Source organism: Chryseobacterium sp. TB1-D10, assembly GCF_059803555.1.
Genome location: NZ_JAPFHB010000006.1, coordinates 261,449 through 286,201 on the forward strand (window position 1 = coordinate 261,449; position 24,753 = coordinate 286,201).

The 24,753-nt window shown below is 36.6% G+C and carries 15 protein-coding genes; 4 read left to right on the top strand and 11 right to left on the bottom strand.

The features are described from left to right. Positions 1-57: 57 nt before the first annotated feature. The 6 genes from OPU68_RS10325 to pelA all read right to left on the bottom strand — a co-directional run bounded on the left by OPU68_RS10325 (position 58) and on the right by pelA (position 10,561). A complete protein-coding gene (locus OPU68_RS10325; protein ID WP_498473902.1) occupies positions 58-2,544 on the bottom strand; it encodes an AsmA family protein in 2,487 nt (828 codons plus the stop codon). A gap of 209 nt (positions 2,545-2,753) precedes the next feature. Beyond that, positions 2,754-4,175: an efflux transporter outer membrane subunit gene (locus tag OPU68_RS10330; protein ID WP_498473903.1), complete on the bottom strand. Its 1,422-nt coding sequence runs from the start codon at positions 4,173-4,175 to the stop codon at positions 2,754-2,756. Positions 4,176-4,185: 10 nt separating this feature from the next. Further along, complete coding sequence (locus OPU68_RS10335; protein ID WP_498473904.1) at positions 4,186-7,356, bottom strand: efflux RND transporter permease subunit; 3,171 nt, start codon at positions 7,354-7,356, stop codon at positions 4,186-4,188. 36 nt (positions 7,357-7,392) lie between these two features. Continuing rightward, on the bottom strand, positions 7,393-8,553 hold the full coding sequence (locus tag OPU68_RS10340; RefSeq protein ID WP_498473905.1) for an efflux RND transporter periplasmic adaptor subunit: 1,161 nt from the start codon (positions 8,551-8,553) through the stop codon (positions 7,393-7,395). 297 nt (positions 8,554-8,850) lie between these two features. Then, positions 8,851-9,447, bottom strand: a complete 597-nt coding sequence (locus OPU68_RS10345; protein WP_232704937.1) for a TetR/AcrR family transcriptional regulator — start codon at positions 9,445-9,447, stop codon at positions 8,851-8,853. 94 nt (positions 9,448-9,541) lie between these two features. Then, positions 9,542-10,561: a pectate lyase gene (gene pelA / locus OPU68_RS10350; RefSeq protein ID WP_498473906.1), complete on the bottom strand. Its 1,020-nt coding sequence runs from the start codon at positions 10,559-10,561 to the stop codon at positions 9,542-9,544. Between the two features lie 155 nt (positions 10,562-10,716). Between pelA and OPU68_RS10355 the strand changes: the two genes are divergently transcribed. After that, positions 10,717-15,747: a translocation/assembly module TamB domain-containing protein gene (locus OPU68_RS10355; RefSeq protein WP_498473907.1), complete on the top strand. Its 5,031-nt coding sequence runs from the start codon at positions 10,717-10,719 to the stop codon at positions 15,745-15,747. Positions 15,748-15,749: 2 nt separating this feature from the next. Next, a complete protein-coding gene (gene tamL, locus OPU68_RS10360; protein WP_498473923.1) occupies positions 15,750-18,092 on the top strand; it encodes a translocation and assembly module lipoprotein TamL in 2,343 nt (780 codons plus the stop codon). A 16-nt stretch (positions 18,093-18,108) separates the two neighbouring features. Here tamL and OPU68_RS10365 read toward each other — a convergent pair whose 3' ends face one another. Next, positions 18,109-20,109 carry a PAS domain-containing sensor histidine kinase gene (locus tag OPU68_RS10365; RefSeq protein WP_498473908.1) on the bottom strand — a complete coding sequence of 667 codons (2,001 nt, stop codon included), beginning with the start codon at positions 20,107-20,109 and terminating at the stop codon, positions 18,109-18,111. A 172-nt stretch (positions 20,110-20,281) separates the two neighbouring features. Between OPU68_RS10365 and OPU68_RS10370 the strand changes: the two genes are divergently transcribed. Then, the gene (locus tag OPU68_RS10370) at positions 20,282-21,424 is read left to right on the top strand and encodes a 1-acyl-sn-glycerol-3-phosphate acyltransferase (RefSeq protein ID WP_498473909.1); all 1,143 of its coding nucleotides are present in this window, start codon (positions 20,282-20,284) and stop codon (positions 21,422-21,424) included. A gap of 134 nt (positions 21,425-21,558) precedes the next feature. After that, positions 21,559-21,777 carry a hypothetical protein gene (locus tag OPU68_RS10375; protein WP_498473910.1) on the top strand — a complete coding sequence of 73 codons (219 nt, stop codon included), beginning with the start codon at positions 21,559-21,561 and terminating at the stop codon, positions 21,775-21,777. 92 nt (positions 21,778-21,869) lie between these two features. On the opposite strand, the gene OPU68_RS10380 is transcribed toward OPU68_RS10375, so the two are convergent. From OPU68_RS10380 to OPU68_RS10395, 4 genes are all read right to left on the bottom strand, one after another. Beyond that, on the bottom strand, positions 21,870-22,691 hold the full coding sequence (locus tag OPU68_RS10380) for an alpha/beta fold hydrolase (RefSeq protein WP_498473911.1): 822 nt from the start codon (positions 22,689-22,691) through the stop codon (positions 21,870-21,872). Between the two features lie 357 nt (positions 22,692-23,048). Further along, positions 23,049-23,567, bottom strand: a complete 519-nt coding sequence (locus OPU68_RS10385; protein ID WP_498473912.1) for a DsbA family protein — start codon at positions 23,565-23,567, stop codon at positions 23,049-23,051. Between the two features lie 3 nt (positions 23,568-23,570). Beyond that, on the bottom strand, positions 23,571-24,032 hold the full coding sequence (locus tag OPU68_RS10390; protein ID WP_498473913.1) for a redoxin domain-containing protein: 462 nt from the start codon (positions 24,030-24,032) through the stop codon (positions 23,571-23,573). 4 nt (positions 24,033-24,036) lie between these two features. After that, the gene (locus tag OPU68_RS10395) at positions 24,037-24,738 is read right to left on the bottom strand and encodes a YoaK family protein (protein ID WP_498473914.1); all 702 of its coding nucleotides are present in this window, start codon (positions 24,736-24,738) and stop codon (positions 24,037-24,039) included. Positions 24,739-24,753: the final 15 nt, after the last annotated feature.

The window sequence follows — 24,753 nt, forward strand, 5'->3', positions numbered from 1 at the left end:
ATCAAAGATAGTTCCTAAGAGAAAAATTAGTGTTAAGAAATTGTTAAGATTGAATTATCAGATCACGTATTTTTTTAGACCTTCCATAATTCCCTGCCACAGCATATTAAAGAAGCTTTTATCCGGATCACGTTTCTTCTCGATCACAACATGTGTTGGTTCGCCTTTGGATTCATTTTTCACAAACCAGTTTGCAACCGTTGAAAGTACTTTTCGCTCTTTCCCTTTTTTATTAAGAAGATTCACATACATATCATTGTATTTGAAATAGAATTTTCCTGCAATTCCAACATTGTTTCCATGGTAGTCAAATTTCAGGTAATCTATTTTTCCGTCCAGGGTTATATTAAGATAAGGTCTTACAAAAAGGTTAACATTGTCTGCAGAAAGCTTCTGGATATGGCCTTTGATCGTGAATTCGTCCTGAAGATTCATCACATCAAATTTCCATACCACGTTGGTTTTTGCACTTTCATAAAAAGCAAAGTTAGCATCCGCAGTTATTACTGTCGGTCGTCCTTTTATCTTTCCGTTGTTCACATTATTGATCAATATTCCAAATTTGTCAAATGTCAGCTTTCCAGGAATATTGCCGTTTTCCGCATCTTCTTCGTACACAAGTGCTGAGTTTTTAATAGAAACAGTTTTTACAAACAACGGCATTTTTACATTCCGAAGTTTTTTGCTGAACAAAACTCGAGGATCGTGATCATCAGCAGGAGCCAAATCGTGGTAAATATTACAATTTAAACCATCGATTTCAACTTTATTAATGTCAATCACAGGATTTATGAATAAGTCCGAATTCTTATCTGTAATTGCAATATTCCTTGCAGAAATAGTGTATAAATCTGTTTCTTTTTCGATCACTTTGCTGAATCCGGCGCGGGAATATTTTGGAAGATATTTTAATTCTTTGATGTCCGTTTTATTTCCTGTATTTTTTAACTGAGCAATTTTAAGTGTGTAATATTTTCCTGCATCAAGATTAATTTTCTGAGCATTAATCAATCTTTTACCAATTGTTACAGGTTTGTGGTTTTTGAAATCTGCAGTGTTTGAAGACAATTGCTGTAAATTGATATCAAATTTTTCAACTGCTAATTTCTGTTTTCCCTGACTGGTTTGAGACAATTTTCCATTAGAAATATTAATGAATCCAAGTTTTGCCACAAAATCGGGTAGAGTAGAACCCGGCTTTTTTGATTTTTGTTTTTGATGATTTGCTGAAGTTATCTTGATGTCGGGCGATTTAATATCAATGCCGTCTACTTTTATACTTAGTTTTTGACCAATGTATTTTGTTTGGTTATTGATGATTTTGATTTCATCTGTGTTAATATTAAAAAGATCTTTGTTCGCAGACTTTGCCAGAGCAGAGACCTGTAATTTTTCAATTAAGATATTAGAATCTTTTGATTTGATTTTTTTGATATTGACAGCCTGAAGTTTATTGGCTTTGAAGTAAATATTATCCGCTTCGATGTCGTGATTGGTAAAACGGAAAGGAATTTTTTCTTTGACTGTATTTTTGTCAAAAACGATATTGCTGAGTCTAAAATTAAACTGATCTATTGAAGCTGTTTTTGCCAGATCTGACTGCAAAATCACAATTTTTCCTTTTTGAAAACTGACATTTCTAAGACCTATTTTCATGTCAATTTTCTTCTTGTCTTTCTCTTTTTCAACAGTGTTTTTCCCTGTAGAAGTGACTTTCAGATCCGGGTGTCTGAAGATAATATCAGATACGATCAAGGAATCCTGGCTAATGTTAAAATCCGTTGCCAAGAGATTTTCTGAGTAAAAGTCAAAAATATTCTTAGCGTTATAATTTTCGGATTTTTGTAAAGGTTTGAGATGAAATTTCTTCAGTTCAAGCGTTTTATTAGCTGCCAAAATCTGATCTGCATCCACTTCGTAAAATTCGTTCACACCAATTTTTATGCGGTTTGCATCAATTTTAAACTCCTGAAAAGCAATCGGAATCTTCGAATCGTTATCGCTTTGTTTGATGTCCTTCAACTTGATGTTGATATTTTCACCTGCGAAAACCGGTTTTCCGTCAGCATTTTTGATATCTGCAAAAACGTTGCTTACAATGATATTATTAATATGAATGTCCGTCGCTTTCTTCTGTTTTTTATCCGCTTTCTTTTTGGGCGCAAGTCTTACATTGATTTTAGAATCAGTTAAAAGCAATTGATCTGCGTGATAAGATTTATTGAACAAAGCTTTCCAGATAGAAATATCGTGGAGTTCTATTTTTTTTACAGTTCCACTAATTTGAGTAATGGAATGATCTTTCGGGTTTTTAGTAGAAATCTGCAGTTCATCTGCCGTGAAATCACCTTTCAAAAGGCTTAGTGAAAAATCTTTTAATTCAATTCGGTAAGGAGTTTTGTCGTTTACGAGATCTGGTAATTTTTTCTGGAGATAGAAATCTAAAGCAAATGGAAATGCTAAAACCAAAATAAGAATGCTGATTCCTATTCCCAAAAGCCATTTTTTTCGCGTATGTTTTTTCTCCTGTAATTTTTCTTTCATCAACCAGTTTTTTCTAATTCCAAATCTACACAAAAGATGTTCCAATAACTCAATATATTGTTTTTGTAAGTTGATTATTTAATAATTACTATTCAACTTTATAAATTTAAATGCTTATTAATAAAAATAATTCAAAAAAAATGGCCGGAACTTTTCCGACCATTCTTGTTACCGAAGTAACTTATAACAAAAAATAACTTAAACTTTAACTATTTCCATCCGCCTCCAAGAGCACGATACAAGTCAACAATACTGCTGAGTCTTTGTCTCTTGATAGAAGCCAGATTCAATTCTGCCTGTAGTGAGTTGGCTTGAGCCGTGATCACTTCAAGGTAATTCGCCATTCCGCCTTTGTAAAGGAGTTCAGCACTTTTGATTCCATCTTTCAACGTTGCAACTTGTTCAGAAGCTTTCACTTCCTGAAGTTTCAGATTTTCATTCGAAACCAAAGCATCAGAAACTTCGCCAACCGCATTCAGAACAGATTGTCTGAAAGCTAATACATTCTTTTCTCTCTGAATTTTTGCAACCGCCAAATCCGTTTTCAACTGTTTTTTCTGAAAAATAGGTTGTGTAATTCCGCCTAAAACAGAACCAAATAATGATGCCGGAATCTGAAACCAGTTATCAATTTTAAAAGAATTCACACCTCCGTTTGCCGTGATTCTCAAAGCCGGATACATATTGGCCTGCGCAATTCCAACAATCGAATTGGATTCCAACAAAACCAATTCCTGCTGACGAACATCCGGACGGCGGCTTACCATCGCAGCTGGGATTCCGACTGAAATATTCTGTGGTAAAGACGAGTCCGACATCTCAATCGTTCTTGTGATTTTAGCTGGATTTTCGCCTACCAAAATACTCAACGCATTTTCCTGAATGGCGATATTTTGTTGCAATTGGGTGATCAGAAGTTCCGTAGATTCTGTTCTGGCTTTTGCCTGTTGAACGCCCAATGACGTGGTTTCGCCACCTTTCCAGATTTTTTCCGTAACATCCAAAGTGTTTTTGCTGAGTTCCAGATTGGATTTCGCAACACTCATCTGTTTGTCAAGCATTAGCAAATTATAATAACCCTGTGCGATCGCCGCTACAATCTGTGTTTGAATTGCTTTTGAAGCTTCATAAGTTTGCAGATACTGAACTATGGAAACTTCCTGCTGATTTTTGATCTTGCCCCAAATATCAGCTTCCCAGGATAAATTGAATGCCGCATTGTAATCTTCAACGTGGCTTTGACCTAAAAATAAATTAAGGCTTTGTCCGTTCATACTGTTTTTTGAAGGTCTGGAAATCTGACCGGAAACTCCAAAACTGATATCGGGATATTGCAGATATTTTGCCTGATTTGATCGTTCTTGCGAGGAAGCAACTTGCTTCAAAGCAATCTGCAGATCGTAATTATTCTTGATGCCTTTTTCGATCAGATTTTGCAAAATAGGATCTTTGAAGAATTGTCTCCATTCCAAATCTGCGATGCTTGCTGTATCCGCGGTTGCCGTGTACTTGAATGTTTCCGGCAACTCGGGACTTACTTTATCCAAAGCTAATTTTGGCATACAGGAAACCGCACTCGCTACGACTACTGATGAGACCAAAATCTCTTTTATTTTAGTTATAATGTTCATTGATTTTATTTTAAATATAATTTAAAGCCGCTTTTTCTTTTTTAAGTCTGCGTTTCTTTCTACTCGGCATTTTCTCGTGCAAATACTGGAAGATAACATACATTACTGGAATGATGAAGATCCCGAAAACAACGCCTGTGAACATCCCACCAACCGTACTGATTCCGATTGAGTGATTTCCTTTCGCTGCTGCACCTTGTGACCAAACTAATGGTAACATCCCAATGATAAAGGCAAACGATGTCATCAAAATAGGTCTCAAACGTAATCTCGAAGCCTGTAAAGCAGATTCAATTAAAGTCTTGCCTGCTTTTCTTCTTTGAACAGCAAACTCGACAATCAGAATCGCATTTTTAGCCAACAATCCGACAAGCATAATCAATCCAACCTGAACGTAAATATTATTATCAATTCCTGCCAAACCCGTAAAAGCGTACACTCCGAAAATCCCTGTAGGAATCGTCAAAATGATGGCGAAAGGCAGAATGTAACTTTCGTATTGTGCAGCTAACAAAAAGTACACAAACAAAATACTCAACATAAAGATGAAGGCAGTTTGTCCGCCGGTTTGTCTTTCTTCACGTGTGATTCCTGTCCATTCATATCCGTAACCTCTTGGCAATGATAATTTTGCAGTTTCTTCTACCGCTTTGATAGCATCTCCGGTACTGTAACCTGGTTTCGGCGTACCGTTGATCGTTACGGCGTTGAACAGGTTATTTCTTGTCACAGTCTCTGGTCCGAAAGATCTTTTTAATGTTACCAGTGTTTTCACAGGAACCATTTCACTTTGGTTGTTCTTCACATAGATTCCTTCAAGTGAATTGGCGTCGGTTCTGTAGGGAATATCAGCCTGAGCCATTACTCTGTAATATTTCCCAAATCTGTTGAAATCTGAAACAAAACTACTTCCGTAATAGATCTGCATTGTCTGCATCAGATCAGTCACAGAAACACCTAACTGATTGGCTTTATCCGCATCCACCTGAATAGTGTACTGAGGATTTCCCGCTGCATAAGTCGTGAATGCAAAGGCAATTTCCGGACGTTTCATCAGTTCTCCAATGAAAGCCTGAGTCGTCGTTCCCAATTGCTCAAAAGAACCGTTGGTTTTGTCCTGAAGCATAAATTCGAAACCGGAAACGTTACCAAAACCCTGAACAGTAGGGAAGTTGAAGAAGAAGGCGCTGGCGTCTTTTACCTGTGCTACTTTTCCTGTCAGTCCTACTGCAATCTGATCCGGATCTTTCACATCGCCACGGTCATCGTAATCTTTTAATTTAATAAAACCTGCAGAGTAGGGTGATGCATTGGCATTACTGATGAAATTCAGTCCGTCCGCTACCCAAAGGTGGTTGGTTGCTTTTTCACCTTGTATGATTTTATCAATCTGTTTCGTTGCTTTGTTGGTTCTTTCCAATGAACTTCCTGGAGGCGTGTTCACAGCGTACAAAACAAAACCTTGATCTTCCGTCGGGATAAATCCTGATGGTGCTTTATTAACCAGGAAAATTGTAATTGCAGTAATCAGTACAAGTCCGCCAACACTTACCCATTTGTTTTTGATTAAGAATTTAAGACTGTAAATATATTTTTTGGTCAGATTATTAAAGCTTGTATTGAAAGCATTGAAAAATCTGGATCCGAAACCTGTTTTTTGATGATGCTCACCGTGTTCTCCCTGAGGATCATTCAGTAAAAGCGCACATAAAGCTGGACTCAATGTCAATGCATTAATTGCTGAAATCAAAATCGCAATGGCTAAAGTGAAAGCAAACTGTCTATAAAAAACACCCGCCGGACCTTGCATAAATCCAACCGGAATAAATACCGCTGACATTACCAAAGTAATTGAAATAATCGCTCCCGAAATTTCACTCATTGATTCTCTGGTTGCCTGATCGACTGGTAAACCGGTGTGTTCCATCTTGGAATGGACGGCTTCCACAACCACAATTGCATCATCGACGACAATACCGATTGCGAGAACCAAAGCAAACAACGTCAACATATTGATACTGAATCCAAATAAATTCAGGAAGAAAAATGTACCGATAATTGCAACCGGAACCGCAATCGCCGGAATCAAAGTTGATCTGAAATCCTGAAGGAAAATATAAACCACAATGAAAACCAAGATAAATGCAATAACTAATGTTTCCACAACCTGATGAATAGACGCATCCAAAAAGTCTTTGGAGTTGTACATAATGATCGGTTTCACACCTTTTGGAAGTGTTGTTTTGAATTCTTCAACCTGTCTTTCAACTTCGGTCAAGATTTCATTTGCGTTAGATCCAGCCGTTTGAAGGATCGCAAAACCGGCTACCGGCTTGCCATCAACTCTGTTCGCTGCGGTATAACTGTACGATCCGAATTCTACTCTCGCAACATCTTTTAGTCTTAGGAAAGAACCGTCGCTATTGGATTTGATCACGATATTTTCGTAGTCCTCGTTTTTGTTTAGTTTACCTTTGTACTTTAAAATGTATTCGTAAGTTTCTGTACTTCCTTGTCCGAAACGTCCCGGCGCAGCTTCAAGATTACTGTTTTTAACCGCAGCCAAAACTTCCTGAGGAGACAGATTGTTATCCGCCAGACGATCCGGTTTTAACCAGATTCTCATTGAATAATCCTTAGAACCAAAAACTTGAGCCTGAGCAACTCCCGGAATACGCTGAAGCTGCGGAATGATGTTGATCTTCATATAGTTCTGAAGAAAAAGCTCATCGTATTGTTTAGGGTCGTCACTCGTGATTCCCATAAACATAATAAAACTGTTCTGAACTTTCTGAGTCGAAATCCCCGCCTGAACAACCTCTTGAGGAAGCTGACTCATTGCTTTGGAAACTCTGTTCTGAACGTTTACCGCCGCATTATCAGGATCTGAACCCTGTTTGAAAAAGATACTTAAAGTCATCGATCCATCGTTGCTGGAATTGGATGTCATATAAGTCATATTCTCCACACCGTTTACCGCTTCCTCGATTGGATTGGCTACGGAACGGGCGACAACTTCAGCATTCGCACCAGGATAAGATGCCGTTACCTGAACGCTTGGTGGTGCAATATCGGGGAACAATGTGATCGGCAATTGGAATACCGAAAGCAATCCCAATAATAATAATATGATCGAAATAACCGTTGAGAGTACCGGTCTTTCTATGAATTTTTTGAACATAAGAAGTATAGTTTTAGTCTTCTGTTAATATTTGAATTACAAAGGCGTTGCTGTTAATAAGCTGTCAGAAGAGATCATTTTCGGTTTGATTGATGCGCCGTCTTTTAAGCTGCCCAAACCTGTATATACGATCTGATCACCTTTTTTAAGTCCTTCGGAAATGAAATAGTAATTTTCAGTTTTTCCTGAAATTGTAATTGGTTTGCTGGTTACTGTTTTGTCTTTTCCAAGAACGTAAACGTAAGTTTTATCCTGAATTTCGAAAGTAGATTCTTGCGGAATCACAACAGCATTTGACAATAATTGAGGCATTCTTACCTTTCCTGTATTTCCGCTTCTCAAAGTTCCGTTTGGATTCGGGAAAGTCGCACGAACAGTTATTGCGCCTGTACTTTTATCAAATTGACCGTCAATCATTTTCATTTTTCCTTTCTCAGAATAGGTTGTGTTATCAGCAATCACCAAATCTACCAGAGGCATATTTCTCATTTTTTCTTCCAGCGTTGCACCGACATATTTCTTTTGAAATGCAATGAAATCGATTTCACTGATTGAGAAATAAGCGTAGATTTCGCTGATGTCTGATACGAAAGCCAGTGGAGTAGCGTCGGTTCTGGAGATTAAACTTCCTTTTTTGTAAGGAATTCTGCCAAGATAACCGCTGACAGGAGCTGTAATAGTTGTAAAACCATTAGTGATTCTGGAACCGCTCAAAGAAGCTTTTGCCTGAGCTGCTGTTGCAACTGCGACTGCGTAATTTGCTTTTGCAGTTTTCAGCTGGACGTCAGAAACTACTTTTTCAGCAACCAAAGTCGTAAGTCTGTCAACTTCAACTTTCATTTTCTGAATGTTGGCGTTTGCGGCTTGTAAATTAGCACTTGCCATATTCACCTGTTCGCCATAAGATCTGGAATCTATTTTAAATAAAGGCTGTCCCGCTCTTACGAATGCACCTTCTTCCACATAAATTTTGTCCAGATATCCATCAACCTGAGATCTGATTTCCACATTATTTTTCCCTTCCAAAGCGGTTGGGAATTCCTGAAAAGTGGAAGTATTAGAAGTGATTACAGTATAGACAGGCAATTCCGGAGCTGGTGGCGGTGCGCCTGCACCTTCTGCTGCTTTTGTGCAGTTTTGTAAAAGTATGATACTCGATAGAAGTACGATAAATTTTATTTTAGTAATAGTTTTCATTTTGATGTTTGAATTTTAGATTAAGTTAGATATGTTCTTATTAATTTTGTAGATATTTTTCCTAACAGTGTTAATGATTTGTTCAAAAAAATATAACATTCGGCGGTGTTTAGATTTTAGTTTCCATAATATTTGATTTAATAATTGAGTTTAAATTTTATTTAAAAACGTTAGTATAGCTAACGCTGTTAATGTTTTATGAAAAAAATGACTTTTATAATTGTTAAAATTAATTTAGTTCTAAAATTAATTTAATGTTAATTTTCCTAACGGTGTTAATTATAAAGTCAAAAAAAATCACAATGATTTTATAAAAGCCGAAACAGTTTCGTCCAGCGTAGTTTTATTCATTGTAGAAGGGATATCTGCATTTCTCATCATCATTATTGAAATCAAACCGTGAACGGCTGAAAACAAAGCGTGAGAAGAGTGGCAGGCGTTGTCCGGATTCGATCCTTTTTTATTGATAATTTCTAAAGTACATTCATAAAGCATATCCTGAAATGAGGAAAATTCTTCCTTCATCATTCCTTTTCCGCTGCACTGCATTCCCAGACCAAACATAAGCTGGTAATATTCTTTATTCTTAAAAGCAAATTTCCAATAAGCATCTACAATAGCAGTTAATTGATCTTCCGGCGCATCGTGTTTCTTCTGAGCTTTCAGTAATTCGATGTGTAATTGATGGAAACCATTCAATGAAATTTCGTACAAAATAGCTTCTTTGTTTTCGAAATAATCGTAAACTACCGGAGCACTGTATTCAATCGCATCTGCAATTTTACGGATAGAAAGTGAAGCCCAACCCTCTGTTTTAGCCAAATTGAAAGCCTCCTGCAAAATATTTGCACGGATAGATTCCTTTTCTCTTTGACGACGTTCGTGTAAGCCCATTATTTTATTTTTCTAACAGCGTTAGCAAAACTACAACTAAAACTTATTAACTACCAAAAAAATTTCTTTTTTTAACATTAAGTTATAATAACATTTATTCAGAAAGATGGTTTGAAGTCAGCCATTTAGGATAATCTTTATCAAGTAATTTTCCCGCAAAATCAATGTACCAGCTGTATCCGTTGCGCCGTTCTTCAGAGATTTCGTTATAATTTGATTTCACACTGCCATCCCGGTCTCCGAAAATTGGTTTATTTATACTAAGATCATAAAATCTTGCCCAAATGACAGAACCTTTTTCTTCAGCTAAAACGCGAATTGTTTTTTTATTTTCCTTTGTCACTTTATAACTATAACCTTCAATCTTATTTGCTTTGAACCATTTTACAGCACTTCTTATTGATTTTTCAATTTCAGGTGTAATAGGCTGCATCATAAGAAATCTTACAATTCCCACAGACTCTCCAGTTGCTAATGAAACTGGTTCGAAAGCTCTGGCTTTTGCAGGTTGAAGTGTAATCTCATCATATTGATCTGCCCAAATCGTAGGAATTCCGTTTTGTAAAACCTGATTTTTCAAGATACAATCGATTCCATTTTTGAATGCAGTTTTTGATTTTACTTTTAATTCAGAATTGACGGCATCAAAATCATTTTTGCCTTCAGATATATTATAAAGAACCGTCAAAGCATTGATCATTGCATTATCATTATAAGTGATTTGCTTTCTGTAAATCGCTTTGTTTGGATAATATTGTGGAAAACCGCCATTCTCGTATTGCATTGTCAGGAGATATTTTATTCCTTTTTCAGCAGCTGAAAGATAGCCTGGATTCTTCGTGTTTTTGTAAGCTTTTACCAAAATATTTATTTCTTTGGTCGTCGCATTGTTGTCAATTGTAGCGTGATCATCGCCGGTGGATTTTATTTTCTTTAATAAATTTTTATCAATTGGTATTTCATAATTTACAGTAGTGCCGCCTACAAGATGTTTTCCCCAAGCTCCGATTGGTAATTGATACACCAATATTTTTTCTGCCAATGTATCTTTAAATTGCCCAAAATATAATACTGAGCTTAATACAAAACCGAGTGCTAAAATGCTTGTTCTCATGATTTCTTATATTGATCTTCTTTGTAAAAATATGCAAAATCCCTTACAAGTAATATTATTTGTAAATTGTAATCAATTATTATAAGTTAAATTATTTTTAAAGATAATTCTTTATAGTATGGTATTTGCTATAACTTTTTTATAACCCTGATCATTTGAAACTAAAAATCAACAGACGAAAGCTAATTCGACGTGTTCTCATAACCATTATTTCCATACTGGTTTTTTTTATTATACTGATATTCAGTCTGCGACTGCCTTTTGTTCAGAATTTTATTAAAGATAAAGCAATCACTTATCTCGAAGGTAAAATCAAAACGAAAGTAAGTCTGGAAAAGATTTACATAGGTTTTCCTAATAGCGTTATTATCGAAAATCTTTATTTGAAAGGTCAAAAAGTGGATACGCTTTTGGCCGTGAGAAAATTTGATGTCGGATTGGATATGTGGCAATTAATTAAGTCAAAAGCTGATCTGACCTCAATAGATCTGGAAGGTGTTCGTGCGAATGTTGTCCGTGATCCTCAGGGTAAATTCAATTTTGATTACATTATGGAGGCGTTTGCAACTTCGGAAAAAGAAGAAAGACCATCCAAACCTTTTATCATTTCTCTTGACAAAATTAATCTCAAAGATATTGGTATTACGTTCAACGATCAGCAATCAAAGAATGATATAAAAGTTTATTTCAATTCATTTGATACTCGAGTAAAAACTTTCGACCTTCAAAATAACAAATATGCGGTCAATGATATCAATCTTGACGGTTTGAAGTTGAAATTGAAACAGGATCTGATAGAAGAGGTTTCGAAAAATGTAGAAGAAAAAGTTGATTCCCTTAATCAGAAAAAACCAATGCAGCTGGGCTTGAGCGGAATTAAATTGACTAATTTTAACATCGATTATGGCGACGACAACTCGAAGACTTTTGCGAAAGTTTTGTTTAAAGAATTAAGTACGAAAGTTAACAATCTAGATCTTCAAAATAATGCTTACGACGTTGGAAATGTTTATCTGACAGGCGCAAACATCAACGCCAACTTATTTCTTCCAGCTTCCAACGCCAATCCAAAAAACGAAAAAATGCCTGAAGTTTCTAAAAATGCAACTAAAGAAAAAGCAATGAAAGTTCTTCTCGGAAAATTGATTTTCGAAGATGTAAAAGTTGCTTACAACAATACAGCAGTCGCTCCGACAAGAAGTGGAATGGATTTCAACCATCTTAATTTTAGAAAACTAAATGTCGACGTTCGTGATTTCAAAATGGAAAACAATGGTTTTGCAGGAAGTGTAAAATCTGCGGAAATTCAGGAAGCGCGAGGTTTGGATATTCAGAAATTCAATACTGATTTTGTTTACTCGGACAAAGAAGCTTATCTGAAAGACCTTTATCTTCAAACTTCCAAAACGATTTTAAGAGATGAGGTTGTCCTTAATTATAACTCCATCGAGCAATTATCGGCAAATCCTGGCGCAGTCAAGATCTCTGCAAATATTAAAAATTCAAAAATCGGATTTTCTGATATTTTGAACTTGGTTCCAACGCTCAGAAATACTGCGCCGTTCAACAAATATCCAAATGCAATTCTTTCCGTCAATGCCAATGTTAAAGGTTTGGTAAATGACCTTCTGATCAACGAACTGAAAGTTTCAGGTCTTGATCAATTGCGTGTTAATGCCTCGGGAAGAATCCGAAATGCGATGAATCCTGACAATTTGTATTACGATTTGAAGATCGGCGAATTGGCTTCATCAGGAAGCACGATTTTCAATTTGGTTCCAAAAGGCACGATTCCGTCCAATATTTCTTTGCCTTCACACTTTAGCATCAAAGGTTTTGCGAAAGGAACAACAAAAGTTGTCAATACAAATCTAAGTTTGTATTCAACACTTGGAAATGCCGGAATCAAGGCGCAAGTTGATATGCGAAGAAAAAACCGAGAGTTGTATGACGTGAAAGCTAACTTACAGAATCTACAGATTGGAAAAATTATTCAGAATAAAGATTTAGGTGCAATTACCGCTCAGATTTCTGCAAAAGGTGAAAGTTTTGACTTTAAAAATGCAAATGCCAATCTTGTAGGAAACGTGCAATCGGCAACTTACAAAGGTTACCGTTATCAAAATATGAATCTGGTAGGCAAGATCAACCGTGGAGTTTACAATATCGTTCTTAATTCCAAAGATCCGAACGCAAATCTTCAGCTGACAGCTTCCGGAATTTATAACGAAAAGAATCCGACAATAAAAGTCAATGGAACAATCAATAAATTAGATCTCAATAAATTAGGTTTCTATAGTTCGCCAATGATCTTGGCAGGCGCAATTGACGGCGATTTCAAAAGTCTTGATCCTGATAATCTGAACGGCTATTTGAATCTTAAAAACTTCGCCATTTCTGATACAAAAGAAGTTTATCCGATCCAGGAAGTGAATTTGTTGGCAGTTTCTACAACGGATTCTACGCAGATTAAATTTAATTCTCAGATTGCAGATGTGGAACTGAACGGAAAATACAAACTGACCCAGATCTTCGGCGCTTTGTCGCAAACGATGAATCAATATTATCAATTCCAAAAACCTGGGAAAGTGGCTAAGATTGATGCCGGTCAGTTTTTTAATCTGAATGCAACTATCAAAAATGATGATTTAATAAGAAAGTTTGTTCCGGATTTGAAAAGCTTTGAAACTATTAATATCACAGGAAATTATAATGCAGATTCTCAGAAAATAGAATTGGACGCAAAAATTCCGCAGGTTTTGTATGGTACCAATTCGCTTGAAAATACGAATATTAAAATCACGAACGAAAATCAGGCTTTGCAATATAATCTGGATGTTACTTCATTAAAAAGTGAAAGTTTTGCTTTAAATAAAGTCAATATCAACGGTGATGTTGCCAATAATATCATCAATTATAACATCACAACGAAAGATGAAAAAGATGCGACACAATTCCTGATCTCAGGAAATGCGAAATCGATGAATGATATTACCGAAATCTCCTTGAATCCAGATGGTTTAAAATTAAACTATAATGATTGGGCGGTTGCTGGAGGTAACAAAATTCAAATCGGAAGTCAGGGAATTTTCGCTGATAATTTCAGGTTAACAAATGCGGGGAGTGAAATTTTAGTTCAATCGGAAAATAGTTCGCCACACAGTCCGCTCAATGTGACTTTGAAAGATTTTAAAATTGAAACACTGACTGAGATTGTCAAGAAAGATTCGCTTCTTGCAAAAGGAACAATCAACGGAACGGCTCAATTAAGAGATTTAAATAAAAAAATGACCTTCACTTCGGATCTTAATATTACCGATCTGTTTGTGTATGGAAGTCCTGTTGGGAATCTTACAATCAAAGCAAATAATACTTCCGCTGATATTATTAATGCAGATATCGCACTTTCCGGAAACGAAAATGATGTGAAGATTACAGGAAATTACAACACTGCAGCAAGTAGTTTTGACCTGAATCTGGCAATGAATCAGCTTCAGATGAAAACTTTGCAAGGCTTTACAATGAATGCAATTACGAATACGGAAGGTTATCTTTCCGGCGATCTGAAGATTACAGGAACTGCGACCGAACCAAAAATTCTGGGCGATGTGAAAATGAATAATGTCGGGATGATGATCGCACAAACCGGAAGTGATTTCAGAAATATCAATGACAAAATCTCGTTCACGAACAGAGGAATTGAGTTTGATGATTTCAAAATTAATGACAAGGACGGAAATTCACTTAAAATTGATGGTCAGGTTCTGACGCAGACTTACAGGGATTTTGCATTTAATTTAGACGTTAATGCGAAAGATTTCAAAGTTGTGAATTCAGAAAAATCGAATGATGCGATGATGTACGGAATCTTGTCTATTGATGCTGCTTTGAAAGTTCGCGGAAATCTTGACTTACCAAAAGTAGACGGAAGATTGGCGGTTTCTGATGATACAGATTTTACGTTTGTTTTGCCGCAGTCGAGTCCGTCGTTACAGGAAAGAGACGGCATTGTGGAATTCATTGATCAAGACCAGATTGCTCTTAACAAAACCATCGTTGCAGATTCTTTGGCTGCCAAAAATAAAATCAAAGGAATGGATGTAAGCGTGAATATTGAGGTAAGCAAAGAAGCGAAAATGTCTGTCGTGATTGATAAAGCCAATGGAGATTTTGTAAAACTTCAGGGCGAAGCTGAATTGACTGGGGGAATTGATCCTTCCGGAAAAACCACTTTGGTCGGCGTTTACGAAGTGGAGCAGGGAAGTTATGATATGACCGTAAGTCTTTTGAAACGTAAATTCGAAATCCAAAAGGGTAGTACAATTACCTGGACTGGCGAGCCCACTGCCGCAACACTCGATATTACAGCTGTTTACAAAACACAGGCCGCGCCGCTAGATCTCGTGGAGCAGCAAATCAGCGGAGAAACGCCGGCAACACTGAATCAATTCAAACAAAGAATGGAATTCAATACTTTGCTGAAAATGAAAGGTGAATTGTTGAAGCCAAGCATTAGTTTTGATATTACGACAGCGGATAAAAATAATGCAGTTTCGTCTAATGTGACAGATATTGTAGATCAGAAATTATCTCAATTAAGAGAAGATGAAAATGAGATGAACAAGCAGGTTTTCGCTTTGCTTTTACTCAATCGTTTCATTGGTGAAAATCCTTTTGAAAACAGCGCAGGACTTTCTACGGAAACTTTAGCAAGGCAAAGTGTAAGCAAAATTTTATCACAACAATTGAATAATCTGGCTTCCGACTTAATAAAAGGTGTTGACCTTAATTTCGATCTGGAATCCACGGAAGATTATTCCACAGGAACCCAAAATACAAGAACAGATCTTAATGTTGGGTTGAGCAAAAAACTATTGAATGATAGATTGAAAGTCTCTGTTGGAAGCAACTTTGGACTGGAAGGCGAAGCACGTCAAAATGAAAATACAACCAATATTGCAGGCGATGTGACTGTAGATTACAGCCTTTCCAAAGATGGACGATATATGCTGAGAGCTTACCGTAAAAACGAATATCAGGTGGCTTTGCAAGGTCAGATTGTGGAAACAGGTGTTGGATTCATCATCACTTTGGACTATGATAAATTCCGTGAAATCTTCCAAAAATCAAGGAGAGACAAAAGAAAGAAAGTAAAAGATAATAACCAAGTAGTAGATTTTAAATAATGATGAACCGATTTCCAGTACATTTTAGACCAGTCATTGCATTGTCATTTTTGGCAATTATTTCGTCTTGTAGTAATACCAAATTTCTAAAAGAAGGGCAGATGCTCTATACAGGTGCTGAAGTGAAAATCGAAAATGACAGCATTCCGAAAAAGGAAAAGAAAGCTTTGAAGTCTGAACTTGAGGAGAGTCTTACACCAAAACCAAACTCAAGCTTTCTTGGATTAAGACCGAAACTTTACGCTTACAATATTGCAAAAGAACCGAAAAAAGAGAAGGGCTTCAACTACTGGCTGAAATATAAATTTGGTGAAGAGCCTGTTTTGCTTGGCGATGTTGATAAGGAATTTAACAAAGATATTATCGTAAATTATTCAGAAAACAAAGGCTATTTCAACGCAAAAGCAACTTACGATACGATCTCTAAAAATAAAAAGGCGCAGGTAATTTATACTTTAAGACCGGGAAATCAGTATCTAATTAGTCAGGTCAAGTTTCAGGAAGATTCGACTTTGGTAAATAGAGAAATTCAGAATTTGAAAAATAAATCTTTGCTGAAAATTGGAAATCCTTTTGATCTGGACGTCATTAAAGCTGAGAGAGAAAGAATAGATAATGGATTGAAAGAGAAAGGTTTCTATTACTTCCATCCGGATAATATTATTGTTCAAGCCGACAGTACGGTTGCAAAAACTCACAAAGTTGAACTGAATGTCAAACTGAAGGATCAGACTCCAGATCTTGCGACACAGCAATTTTCTATAGATAAAGTGGTGGTTTTCCCCAATTACAACATCCGAGATGTAAAAGAGGGCAAATATAGTGTCCCGATGAATGCAGATTCTTTGGCAAAATATGCCCACCAAGATATTTATGTGATAGATCCTGAACACAAATTCAAACCGAAAATTTTTGATCGTGCTTTGTATTTCAAAACCGGCGATGTTTATAACAGAAAAGATCACAATTTGACTTTAAGCCGATTGATCAGTTTAGGCGTTTTCAAATTTGTAAAGAATGAATTTGTAGTTTCAGATTCTTTAAATCATAAGTTTGATACTTATTATATGTTGACTCCAAGGCAAATTCAATCCTTGCGTTTGGAAGCTTTGGGAAGAACGAACTCCGCCAATTACGCAGGAAGTGAATTAAACTTAAACTGGACGCATCGTAATTTTTTCCGAGGCGCAGAACAGTTCAAAGCTGCAGTTTATGGCGCTTTTGATGTCCAGATCGGCGGGCCTGCAGATGCAGAAAATATCATTAGAGTAGGAGCCAATGCGCAATTATCAATTCCCCGAATTGTAGCGCCATTTCGTTTCAATTCGTCCAGCGCTTTTGTGCCAAGAACCAATATGCAGATTGGATATGAGTTCCAAAACCGGACAACTTTATATACTTTGAATACCTTCAATGCATCATTTGGCTATGCCTGGAAAGAAAATGTGAGAAAAGAGCATGAGCTAAAGGTGATTGATATTTCATTAATTGATCCAGCAAATGTCACACAGAAATTCCTTGATCAAACTGCAAATAATCAATATCTTAAAAGAGCGACAGACCAACAATTGATTTTTGGACCAACCTACACTTATACTTATACAAATACAACTTCGCCAAAAACAAACACCATTTATTATCGTGGAATGTTAGATTTAGCGGGAAATTTAACTGGACTTATTAGCGGAGCAAATGCAAAAGAAGGCGACGTGAAAAATATTTTCGGAATTCCATTTAGCCAATATATTAAGATGGAAAACGATTTCCGATTCTATCATAAATTTGGTGAGAAAACATCATTTGCTTCCCGGGCAATTGCAGGTGTAGCAGTTCCTTATGGTAATTCTCAGTTTATGCCTTTTTCAAGACAGTTTTTTGTGGGTGGAAGCAATAGCGTCAGAGCTTTTCGGGCGAGAACTTTAGGACCCGGAAGTTACGATCCTAGAACACAAAAAGATGGATTTGTATTTGATCAGGCTGGTGATGTCAAATTAGAACTGAATGCAGAATACCGGGCAAACCTTTATAAATTTTTGAATGTTGCAGCATTTGTAGATGCCGGAAATATCTGGCTCATCAACGATGAATTTGATACTGACGGACAACTTGTAAGACCAGGTGGAAAATTTTCGAAGGAGTTTCTTAGCGAATTGGCCGTTGGTGCGGGAGTTGGTTTGAGATTGGATTTTTCGATTCTGGTTTTGAGACTGGATCTTGCGATGCCACTCAGAGTGCCATATTATGAAAAAGGAGATAGATGGGTTTTGGACAGAGTTAAATTTGGAGATTCTGCCTGGCGAAAAGATAATCTGATTTTAAATATTGCGATTGGTTATCCTTTCTAAATTAATTCTTAGAAAGTTACAAAGGAAGTATAAACCAGAATGTACTTCCTTCTCCCATAGTACTTTCGGCTCCAATCTGACCATCGTGTTTTTTGATGATTTCTGCGCAAATATAAAGTCCTAATCCAAGTCCGGAATACGTTTTTCCGGAATGGTCTGCACGGAAATACCGGTCAAAAAGCTGCGGAAGAATCTTTCCATCAATCCCTTCTCCGAAATCTTTAATAGAAACTTTCACTTCATTGTTCAAAGTTTCTATGTTGATGTGGATTTCATTGGAATCTGAGGCGTATTTTACAGCGTTGTTTACGAAATTAATTACCACCTGGTCAATTCTGTTTTCATCCGCGTAGACCTCTACATTTCTGTCTCCGGTAATGATTAATTGATATTTGCCTTCCATTCTTACGTGACTGCAGCTTCTGGAAAGCATTTCAAAAAGATTAAACTTAGTTTTGTCCAGCTTCAGCTGATCCTCGTTCATTCTTCTCATATTAAGGAGTTCATCGATGAGGGAAACCATTGTGTCTACACTTTTCGCAGATTGATCCAGCAGCTTGCTATGTGTTTCAGAAAATGGTTTATGTTTTAACCGATCCAGTAGTTGGATGGAAGCTTTTAAAATTGTTAGTGGTGTTTTAAGTTCGTGGCTTGCAATACTCAGTAAATCATCTTTGCGCTGATCAAATAATTTCTTTTCTGTAATATCGGCAGTCATTCCCACCATCCGGTCGGCATTTCCATTTTCATCATATCTTGGACGTCCGTGAGCCTGAATCCAATGGATGGATCCGTCTCGCCATTTGATAGGATATTCGGTTTTGTAGATGCCGTTGGTTCTCATAGCCTCTCTTACCAAACCTCTTACCCTTTCGTGATGCTCGGGCAGCATTGCATCAAATAAGTCTGAATATTTAAAATCTTCCTCCGGAGAAAAACCAAAATTACGTTTGAACTGATCCGTACTCTGCATAACTCCTGTAGCAATATGCACCTCCGTAGAACCCAGACTGCTCGCATCCAAAGCAATCTCCAGACGAGTATTGATTTCGCTTAAAGATTCGCGGGTATTTACCTGCTCTGTGACATCTGTAGCTACGATCAGAATGGCTGTACTTTTCCCATCAGAATTACTTATCGGCTTATAAACAAAATTGAGATAACGCTCTACAGAATTACCATTGACAGATAATAAAGCTTTATGCTCTTTTCCATAATAAGTCTTTCCGGAATGATAAACTTCTTTTAAAATAGTCAAGAAATCCTGATCCTTTATTTCATGAAGAGCAAGATGTAAAGGCAGACCAAGAATAGATCTGTCTTTCCCCCATATTTCCAAAATAGCATCATTCACCACATCTATCTCGAAGTCAACTCCTTTGAGTGATGCCATTGCTACCGGAGAATGTTCTACGAGCGATCTGAAACGGTTTTCACTTTCTACCAGAATATGATTGAGGCTCTCCATCTGATTCTTGAATCTCAGAAGATCACGGTTAGCTTTTTCCAGTTTGTTGTTGATAGATAAAAGCTCTTCATTGGTTATCTGATATTCTTCATTAAGTTCTCCCAGATCCTTAGTCAGTTTTTCCTCTGCTTTTGCTTTTTCATTTACAAGAATTTTTGCCGCCATCTTTTCAGAAACTTCGGAAGCAGTGTGCAGAATATAGCTGGTTTTTCCGTTTTCATCCAGTATGGCCTTATATTCAAAATCAAAATAATAATTCTGCAGGATGCCATCTACTTCTATAATTGCCGGATAATCTTTTGCGAGATAAGTCTCACCAGAACGCCAGACTTCTTTTAAAATATTAACAAATGGTTGCCCATATAATTCTGGAAGAGCATCATTGAAGTTCTTGCCTACAACTTTTCTGTCTTTTCCCCAGAAGTTCAGCATCGCCTCATTCGCACTTATAATTGTAATATCCTCGCCAGAATATACTGCTGTCGCGTTTGGAGACTTGAAAAGTATACTTAGCAGCTGCTCAGGCCGGATAAGGTCAGGAAAATTCATTAAGGAATATAAAAGTTATACAAATATAATTATTATCTGATAAAGGGTTATTATTAATTATTTAATAATGGCTCGGGATTTGAAATCAATTCGAAAAATTCAATGACAACGATTCATAATGTGGGTTCAATAATTTTTCGTTGTTTTGCAAATTGTTAATTTAAATAGAGATATGTCGAAGTTTGATGATATAAGACCGTTTTATGATGAGGAAGTCTATGATGCGCTTCAAAATGTGGCCAAACACCCAATGATGAAGGCTTTGATGAGTTTTACATTTCCTAATAAGGACGAGGATTTCTGGCTTAATGAATTCAAAAATGTAAATTCTATCAATGATTTTCAAAGTCGATTTATTTCTCAGACTGTTCTTCAGATTTTGGAAAGAAGTTCTGAAGGTTTAACGACTTCGGGATTTGATCAATTAGATAAAAATCAGTCGTATCTTTTCATTTCCAATCATAGAGATATTGTTTTGGATACTTCTCTGTTGAATTTGGCTTTGTTAAACGGTGGTTTCATAATGACATCATCAGCCATCGGAGATAATTTGGTAAAAAAACCTTTCCTTCACATCTTAGCAAAGTTGAACCGTAATTTTTTGGTTCAAAGAGGCGTTTCAATCCGTGAACAACTCAATAGTTCAAAGATCTTATCTGAATATATCTCTACTTTGTTAACCAAAGAAAACCGATCTGTATGGATGGCTCAACGAGAAGGTCGTACCAAAGATGGAAATGATGCTACACAGCAAGGTGTTTTGAAAATGCTTGCAATGACGGCCGGAGATCAATCCTTGACGGAGTTTTTTAAAAGTCTCAGAATAGTTCCGCTATCTATTTCTTACGAATATGATCCTACAGACTCTCTGAAAATGCCACAACTCATGGCAAAGTCAAGAAACGAAATCTATGTAAAAGATGATAATGAGGATTTCAATACAATGCTGAGTGGTGTTCTTGGGCAAAAAAAACGCATCCACCTACACGCTGGGAAAGTTCTTGATAATGAGCTGGATAATATCGAAAATCAATCTGATAATAAAAACAAACAGCTACAGGCTATTGCACAAATCATAGATCATTTTGTTCTGGAAAATTACAAACTTTGGCCTACCAATTTTATAGCTTATGACTTGCTGTATGAAACCAGTCGATATGCAGACCAATACACGGATGCAGAAAAACAGCTTTTTGAAAGACGTTTGGAAATGCGTATTGATGTATCCAATAAAGCTTTAAAAGAAAGTTTCTTGTCTATGTACGCCAATCCTGTCATCAACAAAATCACACATCACCAGACAGTTTCCATTTAATTTTTCTGAAGAATTTTGTTTTTCTCCATTTTGTTGAAATTAATTTCACGGTTGGGTAATGTTATATAAAAATTGGCAAAGAAATTGTGTAGTTCATTATGTGCTTAACAATTAACATTTTAAAACTAACCACTATGAACATTTCCTACTACGATTTTAAAAATCTACCAAATCAATCCCAGTGTGACATTGTTTTAAATCAAGGTCATCTGATGCACGAAACGATCAAGGATGAGTTGAAGTTTGTTCTATACGAGATTTCATCTTTTTCCGTCGAAATTGTTTACAACAAAAATAATAATAGAATTGCAGCAATGAATGTTTATCAAAACAGATCAGCATATTCACACTAAATTTGATTTATGATTAAAAAATCTATATTCTATATTACATAAAAAAGGATGAACAAACAGTTCATCCTTTTTTTATATCTCAATTTTTGAAGTTACGCCTCAATAAACTCCAAAAGATCTTTATTAATAGTCGGAGCTTGCGTAGTCGGCATTCCGTGAGGGAAACCAGGATACGTTTTTATTGTTCCGTTTTTCAATAATTTAATAGATTTCAAAGCCGCATTTTGGTAAGGAACGATTTGATCATCTTCACCGTGAAGCACCAAAACCGGAATATCAACATTTTTCAAATCTTCCGTAAAATCAGTCTCAGAAAACGCTTTAATTCCATCGTAATGAGCTACGATTCCGCCCATCATTCCTTGTCTCCACCAGTTTCTCTGTACGCCTTCTTTCACATCTGCACCTTCTCTGTTGTAGCCGTAGAAAGGGAAAGTCAAATCGATGTAAAATTGTTGTCTGTTGTTTAGAGTCTGATCTCTGATGCCATCAAAAACAGACATCGGAACACCATCAGGATTGCTGTCACTCGCTACCATAATTGGCGGAACTGCGCTGATTAAAACCGCTTTTTTCGCTCTTCCATTCGCATATTTATTCACATAACGGATGACTTCGCCACCACCAGTTGAGTGACCAATGTGAACCACATCCTTCAGGTCAAGAAATTCTACCAATTCAGCTGCATCAGAAGCATATTGTTCAATTGTGTGATTGTAAATGTTTTGGCTAGAACGGCCGTGACCTCTTCTGTCGTGCGTTACCACTCTGTAACCTATTTGCAGGAAGAAAATCACCTGTGCATCCCAGTCGTCTGATGATAATGGCCATCCGTGGTGAAACATCAAAACTGGTCCTTCGCCTTGGTCTTTGTAAAAAATCTCTGTTCCGTCTTTTAATTTTAGTGTGCTCATAATTTAATTTTTTAAAGGTTTGTAATAAATTTATTTAATATTTTGTTGTCTTAATTCTTTAGCAAATGTAGTCCGATAGAATCCATTGCATCTTAACCTAAGTTAAAATCGTCGTTCTTATTATATTTTATTTTGGGCAGCTTTATCCGCCTTCCGTTCCCGCTTTTTTTGTCATTGCGAATGACGTGAAGCAATTAGTTGAACTATTCAGCAATCGCAATGACAAAAAAGAGCTCCACTCAAGTCGGGCTGCAGATTCAGCATAGAACACGACTTGATTTCAGCATCAGCTTAAGTGTTACTATTTGCAATATGCTAGAAACTTATATTTACTTAAGTGTTAAAAGTTTTTGTGGCTTAACTCTCAGTATTCTCCCTCAAAAGTTCAATCAAATCTTCCGCACCGCCATCAAATTTCTTCCCATTCACGAAGAAAGAAGGTGTTCCGTTCACGCCGCTCATAATCCCGCTTTCAAAATCTGAATCAACCTTTTCTGCCAGTCCAGTACTTTCCAAATCCTTTTCAAATTGAGGAATGTTCAGTTTTAATTGTTCTGCCAACTTCATCAGTAAGTTTTCATTCAAATCTCTCTGATTTTCATAAATAGCATCGTGCATTTCCCAGAATTTCCCTTGTAGGTTGGCTGCTTCTGCTGCAATGGCCGCCGGTCTTGCATATTGGTGCATTTCTGATAATGGAAAGTTTCTGAAAACAAATTTGATTTGACTCCCAAATTCTTTCATTAATTCTTTCAGAACCGGATAAGCGGCGCCACAATATGGACATTGATAATCTCCGTATTCTACAATAACGAGGTCGGCTTCTAAGTTGCCTTGTGCGTGGTCAGCGTTGCTGACAGCTGGTTTTAGTGACATAATTTATTTTGTGTTAAGGGTTTCTAAAGCGTCTAAAATTCCGTCTGCTCCTGGATTGATGGCCGTTGGCGACAGATAACTCCATTCGATAATGCCATCTTTGTTGATGACGAAAAGTGCTCTTTTACATTCACCTTCTTCCTCGTCATAAACACCATATTTTTTAGCAATTTCTCCTTTCGCTTCAAAATCTGCGAGTAAAGGAAAATGTAAATTTCTTGATTGAGAAAATGCGAGATGACACCATTTGCTGTCCACAGAAATTCCGAAAATCTCTGCATCGTATTTCTTGAAAAACTTCAAAGTTTCATTGTACAAAGCCATCTGGTCGCTGCAAACCGGACTCCAGTCGGCGGGATAAAAAGCGAGGATGACATTCTTTCCTTTGAATTCTGATAACGTAATTTTCTGGTCTGGCGTTGCGTACAATGTAAAATCTGGGGCAACATCGTTTTTTTGTAACATAATATTAGTTTTTAGCGTTAATTCTTGAAATCAGTATTCCGCAAATCATCAGTAATAATGCAGGAATCATCAAAATCCATTTTCCAAAATAATCGAGTAGGAAAGGAGCGATAAACGCACCGGACAAAAACCCTATCCACAAAAGCAAAAGATGAACAGCGTTGGATTTATACTCTTCTTTTTCTATTTTATCATCGGTCATCGTCAGCATTGCGGTGTTCCTTGCCAGACTGTTCAAAGTTCCTGTCACAAAATCTGTATTTACCTTTTGGTTTCCTACAGAAGTTACAATCGTATTCATCATTCCCATTGAAAATCCGACAATTGCAATGGATAACAAATTATTGATATCATAAAAATAAGCAATAATTGAATAGAAAATGAGAATTCCGGAAACAAGATGAAAAGTTAATATTTGGTTCTTAATTCTCTTCCATAATGAAAGACAGGTTCCGGCGTAAATTCCTAACAGAAAACAACTAATGACTGTAATTGATGTAATGATGATTTCAGATTTACCAGTTGAAATGGCTGCTCCCAATGAAGTGGTATTTCCACTCATAAAAGAGACGTAGGTTTTCCATTGAATCAGTCCTATAGCATCAATATATCCAGCAATCAAAGCTAAAAATATAGCCAATCTCTCTTGCATCTTAATCGAATCAGGTGAGACGAAAGTGTTTGTTTTGATGACAGAATTATCCATTATTTAGAGAGATTT